9 protein-coding genes are annotated in these 12,610 nt (G+C 67.0%); 6 read left to right on the forward strand and 3 right to left on the reverse strand.

The window, feature by feature from the left end; translation table 11 throughout:
- Positions 1-58: 58 nt before the first annotated feature.
- The gene (locus tag OWC48_RS32750) at positions 59-1,237 is read left to right on the forward strand and encodes a major facilitator superfamily domain-containing protein 6 (protein ID WP_282523682.1); all 1,179 of its coding nucleotides are present in this window, start codon (positions 59-61) and stop codon (positions 1,235-1,237) included.
- On the opposite strand, the gene OWC48_RS32755 is transcribed toward OWC48_RS32750, so the two are convergent.
- Both OWC48_RS32755 and dgcA read right to left on the reverse strand, forming a co-directional pair.
- Positions 1,225-1,536, reverse strand: coding sequence for a hypothetical protein (locus tag OWC48_RS32755; RefSeq protein ID WP_282523683.1), 312 nt, complete (start codon positions 1,534-1,536; stop codon positions 1,225-1,227). The genes OWC48_RS32750 and OWC48_RS32755 overlap by 13 nt on opposite strands.
- A gap of 28 nt (positions 1,537-1,564) precedes the next feature.
- Complete coding sequence (gene dgcA / locus OWC48_RS32760) at positions 1,565-2,560, reverse strand: N-acetyl-D-Glu racemase DgcA (protein ID WP_282523684.1); 996 nt, start codon at positions 2,558-2,560, stop codon at positions 1,565-1,567.
- A gap of 143 nt (positions 2,561-2,703) precedes the next feature.
- Here dgcA and OWC48_RS32765 point away from each other — a divergent pair, with 143 nt between their 5' ends.
- The 3 genes from OWC48_RS32765 to OWC48_RS32775 are packed head-to-tail and all read left to right on the forward strand — an operon-like array spanning position 2,704 to position 5,520.
- Positions 2,704-3,837 carry an ABC transporter permease gene (locus tag OWC48_RS32765; protein ID WP_282523685.1) on the forward strand — a complete coding sequence of 378 codons (1,134 nt, stop codon included), beginning with the start codon at positions 2,704-2,706 and terminating at the stop codon, positions 3,835-3,837.
- A gap of 2 nt (positions 3,838-3,839) precedes the next feature.
- Positions 3,840-4,622, forward strand: coding sequence for an ABC transporter ATP-binding protein (locus OWC48_RS32770; protein ID WP_282523686.1), 783 nt, complete (start codon positions 3,840-3,842; stop codon positions 4,620-4,622).
- 16 nt (positions 4,623-4,638) lie between these two features.
- Complete coding sequence (locus tag OWC48_RS32775) at positions 4,639-5,520, forward strand: MlaD family protein (RefSeq protein WP_028153328.1); 882 nt, start codon at positions 4,639-4,641, stop codon at positions 5,518-5,520.
- A gap of 109 nt (positions 5,521-5,629) precedes the next feature.
- Here OWC48_RS32775 and OWC48_RS32780 read toward each other — a convergent pair whose 3' ends face one another.
- Positions 5,630-11,341, reverse strand: a complete 5,712-nt coding sequence (locus OWC48_RS32780) for a negative regulator of septation ring formation (RefSeq protein ID WP_282523687.1) — start codon at positions 11,339-11,341, stop codon at positions 5,630-5,632.
- Between the two features lie 426 nt (positions 11,342-11,767).
- Between OWC48_RS32780 and OWC48_RS32785 the strand changes: the two genes are divergently transcribed.
- Positions 11,768-12,112, forward strand: coding sequence for an Hpt domain-containing protein (locus OWC48_RS32785; RefSeq protein ID WP_404979846.1), 345 nt, complete (start codon positions 11,768-11,770; stop codon positions 12,110-12,112).
- A gap of 166 nt (positions 12,113-12,278) precedes the next feature.
- Complete coding sequence (locus OWC48_RS32790) at positions 12,279-12,599, forward strand: 2Fe-2S iron-sulfur cluster-binding protein (protein ID WP_014493954.1); 321 nt, start codon at positions 12,279-12,281, stop codon at positions 12,597-12,599.
- Positions 12,600-12,610: the final 11 nt, after the last annotated feature.

The raw sequence follows: 12,610 nt of genomic DNA on the forward strand, positions 1-12,610 counted from the left end.
AATCACTACGCGTTACTGTAACGATCACCACGATATCGACCGAATCGCAATTGGTTTGATGGCAGGCGAATCACAAATCCCCACGCAAGCCGCCGTGAAGCGGCGATTCGCCGTGAGCCTGGCGCTGTTTTATTCGGCGGTCTTCGCGGTGTCGGGCACGCATCTGCCGTTCTTTCCGGTCTGGCTGAAGGCGATCGGCATCGACGCAAGCTGGATCGGCCTCATCAACGCGCTGCCGGCGATCACGCGCTTCACCACGCTGCCGCAGATCACCGCCCTTGCCGAGAAGCGGCATGCCATTCGCGCCGGCATGATGGTGTCGGTGCTGGCGACCGCGATCGGGTTCACGGCGGTCGGCCTGCAGCAGCAGCCGCTGGCGCTATTCATGATCTATGCGCTGACCTGCATGATGTGGACGCCGACGACCCCGCTGACCGATGCCTATGCGCTGCGCGGCGTCGCCCGCTACGGGCTCGACTACGGGCCCTTGCGGCTGTGGGGCTCGGCGGCCTTCGCCGCGGGCTCGCTCGCCTGCGGCTTTCTCGTCGACCACATCGCGGCGCGCGATCTGATCTGGATCATCGTCGCGTGGGCCGTCGTTGCGGTCGCCGCCAGCCTGTTGCTGCAGCCGCTCGACGATGTCAGGCGAAGGACGACGGAGACGCATGCCGGCAAGGCCTTGCTGCGCGATGGCGGCTTCTGGGCCGTCATCGCCTCGGCCGCGCTGATCCAGGGCAGCCACGTCGCCTATTACACGTTCTCGGCCATCAACTGGCAGCTCCACGGCTTCGGCGGACTGACGATCGCAGGCCTCTGGACGCTGGGCGTGATCGCCGAGATCGTCGTGTTCGCGCTGTCGCCGCGGTTCTCGCTGCATCCGTCCACGCTGATCGCGATCGGCGGCGTGAGCGCAGTGGTGCGCTGGATCGTCACCGCGCAGGAGCCGCCGCTGGCGCTGCTCGTGATGGTGCAGCTCGGCCACGGCCTCACCTTCGGCATGACCATCGTCGGCACGATGAATTTGCTGGTGCAGCGCGTGCCATCGCATCAGATCGCGCGCGGGCAGGGCTATTACGGCGCGTGCAACGGGCTGCTGGGTGCGGCGACTTCGATCGCGTCAGGCGCGATCTACGCCCGCATCGGCGATGGCCTCGATTACGTGATGGCGGCGATGGCCGCGGCCGGCGCGCTCGTGATCTGGTCGGCGCGGCATCGACTCAAGGCTCACGCCGAGTAGCGCTCTTGCAGACGCGAAGCAACGCGGGCCGCGGCAATGCCACCCGCGACGCTCGCAGAAATGAGCCAGGCCAAGTAGAGAACGACAGTTAACGTGGACTGGAGTGTCGGCCCGATGCCAATCACCAACGTCGCGGCTAGGACGGCAAGAGCGCCGGAGAGTATCGCTCCGCCAACGAAGGCGAGGGCCAACCCAAGCGCCATCCGGGCCGAATATTTGAAGAGCAGGATACAGAACAGGATCGCTACGAGCGTTCCCGCGCTGAAGGATACGAACAGAAGGGTGACGGCGGGCCCCATAATTCCTCAAGGCTCAACGAAGGCGACCTCATCCCCAGAGCGAGGACTCCGGCGGATAGACCAAGCTGTCGTCGTAGCGCAGCCCGTGGTCGCGGTCGCGCGCCAGCAGCAGCGGGCCGTCGAGATCGACGAAGCGCGCCTGTGGCGTCACCAGCATTGCGGGGGCCATCGACAGCGAGGTCGCGACCATGCAGCCGATCATGATCTCGAAACCGAGCGCCTGCGCCGCATCGGCCATCGCCAGCGCCTCGGTGAGGCCGCCGGTCTTGTCGAGCTTGATGTTCACGGCGTCGTAGCGCTCGCGGAGCGGCGCGAGCGAAGGGCGGTCATGCACGCTCTCGTCGGCGCAGACCGCGAGTGGCCGCTTGATCCGCGCCAGCGCGCCATCCTTCCCGGCCGGCAGCGGCTGCTCGACCAGGGTGACGCCGACGGCGTCGCAGGCAGCGAGATTCTGCTCCAGATTGGCCTCGGTCCAGGCCTCGTTGGCATCCACGATCAGCTCGGATTCGGGGGCGGCCTTGCGAACCGCCGCGATCCGCTCCGGATCGCCGTCGCCGCCGAGCTTGATCTTGAGCAAAGGCCGGTGCGCGGCCCTGGCCGTCGCCGCCGCCATGGCCTCGGGGGTCCCTAACGAGATCGTGTAGGCCGTGGTGCGCTCGCCCGGCACCGGGCGGTCCAGCAGGTTCCAAGCCCGCAGGCCGGCCGCCTTGGCCTCGAGGTCGATCAGGGCGCAATCCAGCGCGTTGCGGGCGGCTCCGGGCGGCATGAAGGCCTGCAGGGCCTCCCGCGAGAGGCCGCCTGCGACGGCTGCCTGCATGGCCTGGATGGCCGCAAGGGTTGCCTCGGGCGTTTCGCCATAGCGGGGATAGGGAACGCACTCGCCGCGACCGGTCAGGCCGTTTTGGACGATTTCGGCCACGACGGTCACGGCCTCGGTCTTGGCGCCCCTGCTGATGGTGAAACTGCCGGCGATGGGAAAGCGCTCGATTCGCGCGCGAAGTGCCGGAACTTTGCTGGAAGTCATTTTGAACTCTGGCGAAATCTGAACCTGCTAGTTACCTCTAGCAACTAACATTAACCGGTTGGGGATACCTTCTCTGGGTAAGGGCGTGTGCGCAACCATCTGATTCTACCCGTTTCTCGCGCCCCGGCACGGGAGCGGACACCTTGAGCGGCGATCCGAAGCTTGAACGGATTGCCAAGGGCAACGCGCTGGCACTCTGCGCCACCGGAACCTGGACCGCGAGCTTCGCGCCGGTCCTGGAGCGGATGGTGGCTGACGCCGAGAAGCTCGCCGGCGGTTCGCAAAGCATCTTCATCGACGTCTCCGAGGTCGCCAAGCTCGACACCTTCGGTGCCTGGCTGATCGAACGGCTGCGCCGCAGCCTGACCCAGGGCGCCGTCGAGGCGCAGATCGCGGGGCTCTCCGCCAATTATTCGAGCCTGGTGGATGAGGTGCGGCGGGTCAGGGCGACGCCGGTCGTCGACAGCAGCGCGGTCACCATCACCGGCATGCTGGAGCAGATCGGGCGGGCCGTGGCCGGGGTCGCCGGCACGGTTGCGGGCCTCGTCGACATGCTCGGCGCGGTGCTCGCGGCGGGGTTTCGTGTCTTGATCCACCCGCGCTCGTTCCGCCTGACCTCGACCGTGCACCACATGGAGCAGGTCTGCTGGCGCGCGGTGCCGATCATCGTGCTGATCACGTTCCTGATCGGCTGCATCATCGCCCAGCAGGGCATTTTTCATTTCCGCAGGTTCGGCGCCGACATCTTCGTCGTCGACATGCTCGGCGTGCTGGTGCTGCGCGAGATCGGCGTCCTCCTGGTCGCGATCATGGTCGCGGGTCGCTCGGGCAGCGCCTACACGGCCGAGCTCGGCTCGATGAAGATGCGCGAGGAGATCGACGCGCTGCGCACGATGGGTTTCGACCCGATCGAGGTCCTGGTGCTGCCGCGCATGCTGGCGCTGGTGCTGGCGCTGCCGATCCTCGCCTTCCTCGGCGCCATGGCCGCGCTCTATGGCGGCGGCCTCGTCGCCTGGCTCTATGGCGGTGTCGACCCTGAGGCCTTCCTGCTGCGCCTGCGCGACGCCATCTCGATCGACCATTTCATCGTCGGCATGGTGAAAGCACCGGTGATGGCTGCCGTGATCGGCATCGTCGCCTGCGTCGAGGGGCTCGCCGTGCAGGGCAGCGCGGAATCGCTCGGACAGCACACCACGGCCTCCGTGGTGAAGGGCATCTTCTTCGTCATCGTCATGGACGGCGTGTTCGCCATCTTCTTCGCCTCGATCGGGATGTGACGATGGCGCAAGAAACTCAAAACGCGATTCAAAATCCCATCATCCGCGTCCGCGACATCACCGTGCAGTTCGGCGCGACGCGCGTGCTCGATGGCCTCAACCTCGACGTCAAGCGCGGCGAAATCCTCGGCTTCGTCGGCCCATCCGGTGCCGGCAAGTCGGTGCTGACGCGCACCATCATCGGCCTCGTGCCGAAGGTCGCGGGCTCCATCGAGGTGTTCGGCGTCGACCTCGATTCCTCCAGCACCTCGCAGCGCCGCAACGTCGAGCGCCGGTGGGGCGTGCTGTTTCAGCAGGGCGCGCTGTTCTCCTCGTTGACCGTGCGGCAGAACATCCAGTTTCCGATGCGCGAATATTTGCGCGTCTCGCAGCGGCTGATGGACGAGATCACCATGGCCAAGCTCACCATGGTCGGGCTCAAGCCTGAAGTCGCGGATCGCTTTCCCTCGGAACTGTCGGGCGGCATGATCAAGCGCGTGGCGCTGGCGCGCGCGCTGTCGCTCGATCCGGATCTGGTGTTCCTCGACGAGCCGACCTCGGGCCTCGATCCGATCGGCGCCGGCGATTTCGACGAGCTGGTCAGGACGCTCCAGCGTACTTTGGGCCTGACCGTTTTCATGGTAACGCACGACCTCGACAGCCTTTACACAGCCTGCGACCGCATCGCCGTTTTAGGGAACGGTAAGATCATTGCGGCAGGGTCGATCGCCGACATGCAGGCCTCGCAGCATCCCTGGCTGAGACAATATTTCCACGGCAAGCGCGCCCGTGCGGTGATGGGCTGAGGTGCCGGAGTAGCTGATGGAAACGCGGGCCAATTACGTACTGATCGGATCATTCACGCTGGCGGTGATCGCCGCGGCGATCGGCTTCGTGCTGTGGTTCCAGTCGCTGCACACCACCAAGCAGCGCAGCCCCCTGCGCGTCGTGTTCGAGGGCCCGGCGGCGGGCCTGCGCAACGGCGGCAGTGTCAACTTCAACGGTATCCGGGTAGGTGAGGTGGTCTCGGTGAAGCTCGACAACCCGCGGCGGGTTGTCGCACTCGCCATGGTCGAGAACAACACCCCGCTCCGCAAGGACACCCTGGTCGGCCTCGAATTCCAGGGCCTGACCGGCGTCGCCGCGATCTCGCTCAAGGGCGGCGAGGAGGCGGCGCCTCCGCCGCCGCTCGACGAGGACGGCATCCCGTCGCTGACGGCCGATCCCAACAAGCTCCAGGACGTCACCGAGGCGATCCGCGGCACGCTCCAGAACATCAACAAGATCGTCGCCGACAATCAGGAGTCGGTGAAGAACTCGCTGAAGAACCTCGAGACCTTCACCAACTCGCTCGCGCGCAACTCCGAGAAGATCGACGGCGTGATGGCCAAGGTCGACGGCGTCATGCACAAGGCCGACAGCCTCATGCTCGGCCTCAACACGCTCGCCGGCGGCAAGGATGGCGGCGAGCTGTTCCAGGCGGTGAAGTCGATCCGCGAACTCGCCGATGACTTCGACAAGCGCTCCGGCGCATTGATGACCGATGGCCGCCGCACCCTCGGAGACATCAGCCGCGCCGTGAACAATTTCGATCGCAACCCGACCCGCGTGCTGTTCGGCGCCAGCAACAGCGCGCCGGCCGCCGCTCCGCCGCCGGCCGAGCCGCCGAGGCAGGCGCCCGCCGCGAGCGGCAGGCGGCAGTAGCAGCTCTCTCCTCCGTCATTGCTTCGTCGCAAGAGCTCCTCGCAATGACGGGCTCAAACAAAAAACGGAGGCCGTGAGGCCTCCGTTTTTCATTCACTGCGATTGCGTCTTATCCCAGCCGACCCGCCGCATGCGCGAGCAGTGTGTAGACCAGGCCCGTCTCCGAGGTCAGGTGGCTGCGCAGCTCCTGCGGACCGCGGCCGTCGCGGGCGACTTCGTCGAGCAGACGCTCGAACTCGGCGACGTAGCGGTCGACCGTGCCCTTGAAGTTGCGGTCGGCGCGGTACTTTCGGGCGACCTCGTCAAAGGCCTTCTGGCCGGCGGGCGTGTAGAGACGCTTGGTGAAGGCCTTGTTCTCGCCGCGCTGGTAGCGGTCCCACATCTCGGCGGCGAGGTTGCGGTCCATCAGGCGGCCGATGTCGAGCGACAGCGACTCCAGCGGATTGCTGCCACCCTGCGGCGCCTGCGGCTGCGGCGCGGGTGCCGCGCGGCCACGCGGGGCCTCACGTCCGTTCGGAGCACCCTGGTTGGCGTCCGTGCGGTTCAGGAGGTCCGACAGCCAGCCGTCGCGGCCCTGGTCGTTGCCGGCGGGCGCGACCGGCGGCGCTTCGGTGCGACGCGAGGCGGCGGGCATGCCGAGGTCCGGCGGCGGCAGCGTCGAGGCGCTGCCGGTCTCGCGGCCGCGGGTCTCGGTGCTGCGCGCGCCGACGGCTGCTGCCAGCAACGGCTCTTCCTGGCGTTGTACGCCGGCGCGGCCCGTCGTGGAGACGTCGAGGCCACGGCCATGCTGGGCCACGATGCGGTTGAGCTCGGCGAGGGCCTCGATCTGGTCGACGATCACCTTGCGCATCTGCGCAGTGCTCTCGGCGGCCTCCTGCGGCATCTCGAGCACGCCGCGGCGCAGCTCGTTGCGGGTGGCTTCGAGCTCGTTGTGCATCTCGAACGCCATCTGCTTCATGCTGGAGACGAGGTTGGTGAACTTCTCGGTCGACTGCTTGAACATCGTATCCGCCTCGTCCGTGGTCTGGCGGTAGATGTCGTGCATGGCCTCGATGGTCTGGCGGTGCTCCTCCTCGGACGCCACGCGCACCGCCTCGAACTGGCGGGTGATCGCGGCGGAACCTGCGCCGGCGGTCTCCGCGACGACGCGGGCGATGTCGCGGGCACGCTCTTCTGCGGCGGCCAGGGATTCATCGAGCAGGCCGGTGAAGCGCGACAGACGCTGGTCGAGATCGGCCGTGCGCAGGTCGATGGTCGTGACGAGCGATTCCAGCGCCTGCTTGCGTTCGGCGAGGGAAGCGGTGGTGTTCTTGTTGCTCACCTCGACGACCTGCGCGGCCTCGACCAGCGCCTTGCCGTGCGCGTCGAACTGGGTCGACAGCTCGCCGAGGTCCTGCAGCGCCCGCGTGGTCTTCGTGTTGAAGACGTTGAGCTGGTCTTCCAGGTTCTGCGTCGCAGCGCCGTTGCGCGAGGTGACGTCGTTCATCGCCGAGACGAAGTCGGCGACGCGCGTCACCAGCGCCCGCTCGAGCGAGTTGAGGTTGTCGTGCGCACCGGTCAGCACCTCCTGGAGCAGGATGTTGCCCTCGCGCAGACGCTCGAACAGGGCCACCGTGTCGGTACGCAGGATCTTGCTGGTCTCCTGCATCTCGGTGACGGCCGCGATCGAGACCTGGCGCGACTGGTCGATCGCCGTGCGCGAGGCCTGCTCGAGGTCCTTGAGCGACTTGCCGACCGCGCCGGTGGCCATCTCGCTCGCCGCGTTGATGGTGCGGGCGACTTCGGAGCCGTTGCCCATCATCGTCTGCGAGAACGCATGGCCGCGCGTCTCGATCGACTTCAGCGCATCCGAGGTGACGCGGTCGATGTCGAGCGTGAGCTGGCTGGTCTTCGAGCCGATCGCATCGACCAGCGCGCCGCGCTTGGCGTCGATCATGTTCGACAGACGGTCGGCCTGCTGCTGCACGTAGGTGACGATCTCGTCGGTCTTGCCGGTCATGGCCTGGCCGAAGCTGCTGCTGGCGGCGAGCACCGAACGCTCGACGTCGGTCGAGCTCGACTTGACGCGCGAGCTTGCCTCGTTGGAGGCGTTGATCAGCGCGTTCTGGGCGTTGAGCGCGCTGGTCTGGATGTCGTTGGTGGCGTTGGTCGTGGCCGTGCTCAATGCGCGCTCGATCTCGGTCGAGATCGTGCGGATCTGGCTTGCGGCATCCGCCGACGTCGAAGTCAGCGAGGTCTGCGCCTCACGCGCGCTGTTGAGGATGGTCGAGGCGGTGTCGGCGCCGACCGAGGTCAGCGTGCGCTCGATGTCCGTGGTCAGCGACTTGATCTGACTTGCCGCATCCGTCGAGGCGGTGATCAGCGTGCCCTGGGCCTCGCGCACGCCGCTGGTGAGCGCCTCGATGGTGGCGCCGCCGGCGGTCGCCAGCGCGCGCTGCATCTCGGCCGCCAGCGAACGGACCTGGCTGGTCTGTTCGGCCGAGACGGAGAGCAGGGTGCTCTGGGCGTCGCGGGCGCTGGTCGTGATCGTCTCGGCGGTCGACTGGCCGACCTGCGAGAGCGACCGATGCACTTCGACCGCGAGCGACTTGACCTGGGTTGCCGCATCCGAGGACGCGTTGACGAGCGTGGTCTGGGCTTCGCGGGCGCCGGTCATGATGGTCTCGGCCGTCGAGGTGCCGGCCATCGAGAGCGAGCGCTGCACGTCCGAGGACAGCGCCTTGATCTGGTTGGCGGTCTCGGTCGAGGCCGCGATCAGCGCGCTCTGCGCATCGCGGGCGCCGGCGGTGATCGATTCCGCCGTGGTGGCGCCGGCCAGCGACAGCGAACGCTGCACGTCGGCGGTGAGCGTCTTGACGTGGTTGGCCGCGTCCGACGACGCCGTGACGAGCGTGGTCTGCACCTCGCGGGCGCCGGCCAGGATCGAGGCTGCGGTGGCAGAACCGGCCGCCGACAGCGTGCGTTCGACGTCGACCGCGAGCCCCTTGATCTGGTTGGAGGCATCGCCGGAGGCCGCGACCAGGGTCGACTGAGCCTCGCGGGCGCTGCTCAGGATCGAGTTCGCAGCACCGGTGCCGACCGCGGTCAGCGCGCGCTCGACCTCGGTGGAGGTCATCTTGAGCTGGGCGTTGACGTCGGAGGAGACCGTCATCAACGACTGCTGGGCGGTACGGGCACCGGTCTGGATCGTTTCGCTGGTGTTGACGACGAGGTTGGTGAGCGAGCGCTCGGCGTCCTCGACATGCGAGCGGATCGCGGTCGAGATCATCTCGGCGCGGGACATCATGTCCTCGCTGGCCTGGCGGCCGCTGCTTTCGATGCGGCCGGCGACGGCTTCGACACGCGAGCCGAGCAGGTCCTCGAACTGCGCCACGCGCACGTCGATGTCGTTGGCGACCGAGCCGACCTTGGTCTCGATGGCCTGGTGGATGTCCTGGAAGCGCGCCGTGACCGTGTCGGTCAGGTGCGTGCTGCGGCCGTCGATCATCTCGGCGACGCCGGTGATGCGGCGGTCGACCGCCTCGATCGCCTGCGCGGTGCCGTCGGTGAGCGTCGAGGTCAGGAGGGTGAGGCGCGTGTCGATCGACTGCACGGCCTGCGAGGCGCCGTTCGTCACCGCGGTCGTCAGGTAGGTGAGGCGCGTGTCGACGGATTCGAGCGCCTGCGCGGCGCCGCCCGTGAGCGTCGTCGTGAGGTGCGTCAGCCGCGTATCGATCGACTGGATGGTCTGCGATGCGCCATCGGTGAGCGAGGTCGCGAGATGGTTGAGGCGCGTATCGATCGTCTCGATGGCCTGCGATGCGCCGTCGGTGAGCGACGTCGTGAGGTGGGTGAGGCGGGAGTCGATCGACTGGATCGCCTGCGCGGCACCGTCGGTCAGCGACGAGGCGAGGGTGTTGAGGCGTCCGTCGATGGTTTCGGTCACCGACTTGGCGCGGGTGTCGAACGACTGTTCGAGCGCGGCGACGCGGCCGACGAGCTGGTCGTCGAAGGTCTTGATGTGGCCTTCGATCGTGCCGTCGAGGTTGACGATCTTGTCGTTCAGCGAGGCGTCGAGGTTGGTGACACGTTCGCCGACCGTGGTCTCGAATTGCACCAGGCGCTGGTCGAGCACGGCCGTGATCGCCCCGCCGTGCGAGGTGAAGCGGGTATCGAAATTGTCGACATAGGTCTTCAGGCTCTCGGAGATGTCCTGGGTGCGCTGGCCCATGCGATCGACGATCTCACCGCCGAACGTCTTCACGGTGCGGTCGAACTCGGAGATGTGGCGGGTGATCAGCGCGCCGAGCGTGCCGGAGTCGCGGGCGAACTTCTCGACCAGCTCGGTGCCCTGGTTCTTCACCAGCTCGTCGAACGCGCTCATCTGCAGCGACAGCGAGTCGTGCGCGGTCTCGGTCTGGCTGACGACCTTGGCGACGAGCGTGTTGACGGTGGCGTCGAGCGCCTCGCTCGCCTTGTCGCCGGAGGTCATGATGTGGCCGGCGAGCCGGTTGCCGGCATCGTCGATCTTGGCCGAAAGGTCGCTGGAGCGCAGCTCGAGCTCGAGCAGCAGCGAGTCCGATGAATTCTTCAGGCTGTCGTGCACCTGCTCGGTGCGCTCGGAGATGCCGTCGACGATGGCGGCGGAGCGCTGCTCGAACTCGCCGGTGATGCGGTCGATACGCTCGTTCAGCATCTCGTGGACGCGGTCGGCGAGGTCGACGAACTCGTCGTGGACGTGGCCGGTCTTGAAGTTGAGGCTGGTGGTCAGCCGCTCGCTGGCGTCGAGCACGGCGCGCGTGGTCTCGTTGCTGGCCTCCTCGAGGCGGTCGAGCAGGTCGCCGCCGCGCTCGCCGAGCGCGAGGATCATGTTGTCGCCGGCGTTGCTCAGTGCGCCCGTGATGTGGGCGCCGCGCTCTTCCAGCGCGCCGGTAATGCTCTTGGCGACCTCGTCGACGCGCGAGGCGATCGCGTCCGAGATCAGCGCGATGTCGTGGCGCAGATCGATCTGCACGCCGGAGATGGCGCTGCGGACCTGCTCGGCCTGGCCGACCAGATTGTCGCGCTGGTGCGCGATGTCCTGGAGCAGGGAGCGGATCCGCACTTCGTTGTCGGAATAGGCGCGCTCGAGCGCCGCAACCTCGTTGGCGACCAGCGTCTCGAGCTCGCCGGCGCGCGCGATGGCACGTTCGATGCCGTCGCCCATCGCCGCGACCTCGCGGCGGATGGCCTGGCCGACGGTGACCATGGAATCGGATGCCGAGCCCTCGGGCTCGGAGAAGCGGATCGCGACCTGCGCCATCGCCTGCGCGATCATGCGCATTTCCTGCCCGCGCCAGACCAGGCTCGCCAGGAAGTAGAACAGCATGATCGGCGCGAAGAACATCGCGATCAGGCCGGCGATGACGAGCACGCCGCCGCTCTGGCCCATGGCGGCCTGGATCGAGGGCAGGAAGCCGACGGTGAGCGCGGCGCAGGCTGCGAGCCAGACGCCGGCGAAGATGGTGGCGAAGGTGTAGACGCTGCGGGCAGGGCGGCCCTTCTGAAGCGCCTGAAGCAACTGGCCGATGGTCTCGCGGTCGTCGTTGGCGGCGCGGCGCGAGGTGCGCGGCTCCTCGATCGTATCGAACACGGTGGCGCGCTCGTTGGCGGCAGGACGCGGCTCGAAGGTCGGCTCGTCGAAGATCGGGGGAGCCGGCGGCCCCATCGGAGCCGACGTTTCGTTGCGCATCGAGGCGTTGCGGCTGGTGTCCGCGGCCGTGTCGCTGATGTTCAGGGCTTCCTGGATCGCAGAAAGCGCAACTTCTGTGGGGTCTTTGACCTTTTTCGGAGTGTTCGCCATGTTCAGTCCGAGCCCTCGTTACTTGTACGCGTCCCCCCGCGAGCCCTGCGCGCGCTACGCAAGCCCACAGACCGGATCATGCCGCTTGCGCGGATTCCAGCCGTCCCCACCCGGACGGCTTGTCCGCCAATTTCCGCAACATCCTATTGGCAGAGCGTCGCGAATGAAATGCCCGGGATTAAGACAATCTTAATCATCGTTAACAGGATAGGGCCGTAACGCCTTAGCAATAAATGGAATTCTCCACCGGACTCGCCGGATTGCGGCAACTTTTCGTCAATAAACGGGCGGATTTGCGTAAAACGGCCCAAACACTTCGTTAACCATTTCCATGCTTCGGTGGGGGCAACCTGACCGCCGGACCGGCGGACATCGCGCGATGCCGGGGCCTGCGCCATGACGCCTGAACTGCAACGGATGGACTGGATGCCTTCGCCCCCGCTTGCACCCATCGACAGCCCGCTCGACCTCGATCACCTCTCGCGCATGACGCTCGGGGACACTGAGCTGGAACAGGAAGTGCTCGCGATGTTCGCCGAGCAGGCGGTCCGCCTGGTCGCGGCGATGGCAGCACTGCCGGCCGAGGCCGGCGCACTCGCCCACAAGCTCAAGGGCTCGGCGCGCGGAATCGGCGCCTTTGCGGTGGCGGACGCCGCAGCCAGCCTGGAGACCGCGGTCCGGACCGGCCATGGCCGGCCGCACGCCTTCGCCGCGCTGAAAGAGGCGGTGACCGAGGCTCGCGCCGCCATCGAGGCGATCCTGAAGCCTTAGGGCGAGAGGGTCAGAAACCGCGCTCTAGTCTTTTGTTTTGACGCGTTTTCTTCCCGCGAAGCGGGATTCACGTCGCTTCAAAACCCTATGGCGCCGGGCGGATCGACCCGTTATAGGACAGCCCGGACCCTCCTTCATTCGCAACATCGCGGCAGCACGAGCACACATGGCCAAGATTAACTTTGTCGACCACAAGGGCGAAACCCGTACGGTGGAAGTCGAGAACGGCGCGACCGTGATGGAAGCCGCCATCCGCAACAGCATTCCCGGCATCGAGGCCGAATGCGGCGGCGCCTGTGCCTGCGCAACCTGTCATGTCTATGTCGACGAAGCCTGGCGCGAGAAGGTCGGCAGCCCGACGCCGATGGAAGAGGACATGCTCGATTTCGGTTTCGACGTGCGCCCGAACTCACGGCTGTCCTGCCAGATCAAGGTCTCCGACGAGCTCGACGGGCTCGTCGTGGCGACGCCGGAACGACAGGCCTGATCGTCTCTCGC

Origin of the sequence: Bradyrhizobium sp. Arg816, from assembly GCF_029989365.1 — a bacterium.
Taxonomy (GTDB): Bacteria; Pseudomonadota; Alphaproteobacteria; order Rhizobiales; family Xanthobacteraceae; genus Bradyrhizobium.

Coding starts and splice junctions, on each gene's coding strand:
- dgcA (WP_282523684.1), bottom strand. CDS start 2,560: ATGACTTCCAGCAAAGTTCCGGCACTTCGCGCGCGAATCGAGCGCTTT.
- OWC48_RS32755 (WP_282523683.1), bottom strand. CDS start 1,536: ATGGGGCCCGCCGTCACCCTTCTGTTCGTATCCTTCAGCGCGGGAACG.
- OWC48_RS32750 (WP_282523682.1), top strand. CDS start 59: ATGGCAGGCGAATCACAAATCCCCACGCAAGCCGCCGTGAAGCGGCGA.
- OWC48_RS32790 (WP_014493954.1), top strand. CDS start 12,279: ATGGCCAAGATTAACTTTGTCGACCACAAGGGCGAAACCCGTACGGTG.
- OWC48_RS32775 (WP_028153328.1), top strand. CDS start 4,639: ATGGAAACGCGGGCCAATTACGTACTGATCGGATCATTCACGCTGGCG.
- OWC48_RS32770 (WP_282523686.1), top strand. CDS start 3,840: ATGGCGCAAGAAACTCAAAACGCGATTCAAAATCCCATCATCCGCGTC.
- OWC48_RS32785 (WP_404979846.1), top strand. CDS start 11,768: ATGCCTTCGCCCCCGCTTGCACCCATCGACAGCCCGCTCGACCTCGAT.
- OWC48_RS32780 (WP_282523687.1), bottom strand. CDS start 11,341: ATGGCGAACACTCCGAAAAAGGTCAAAGACCCCACAGAAGTTGCGCTT.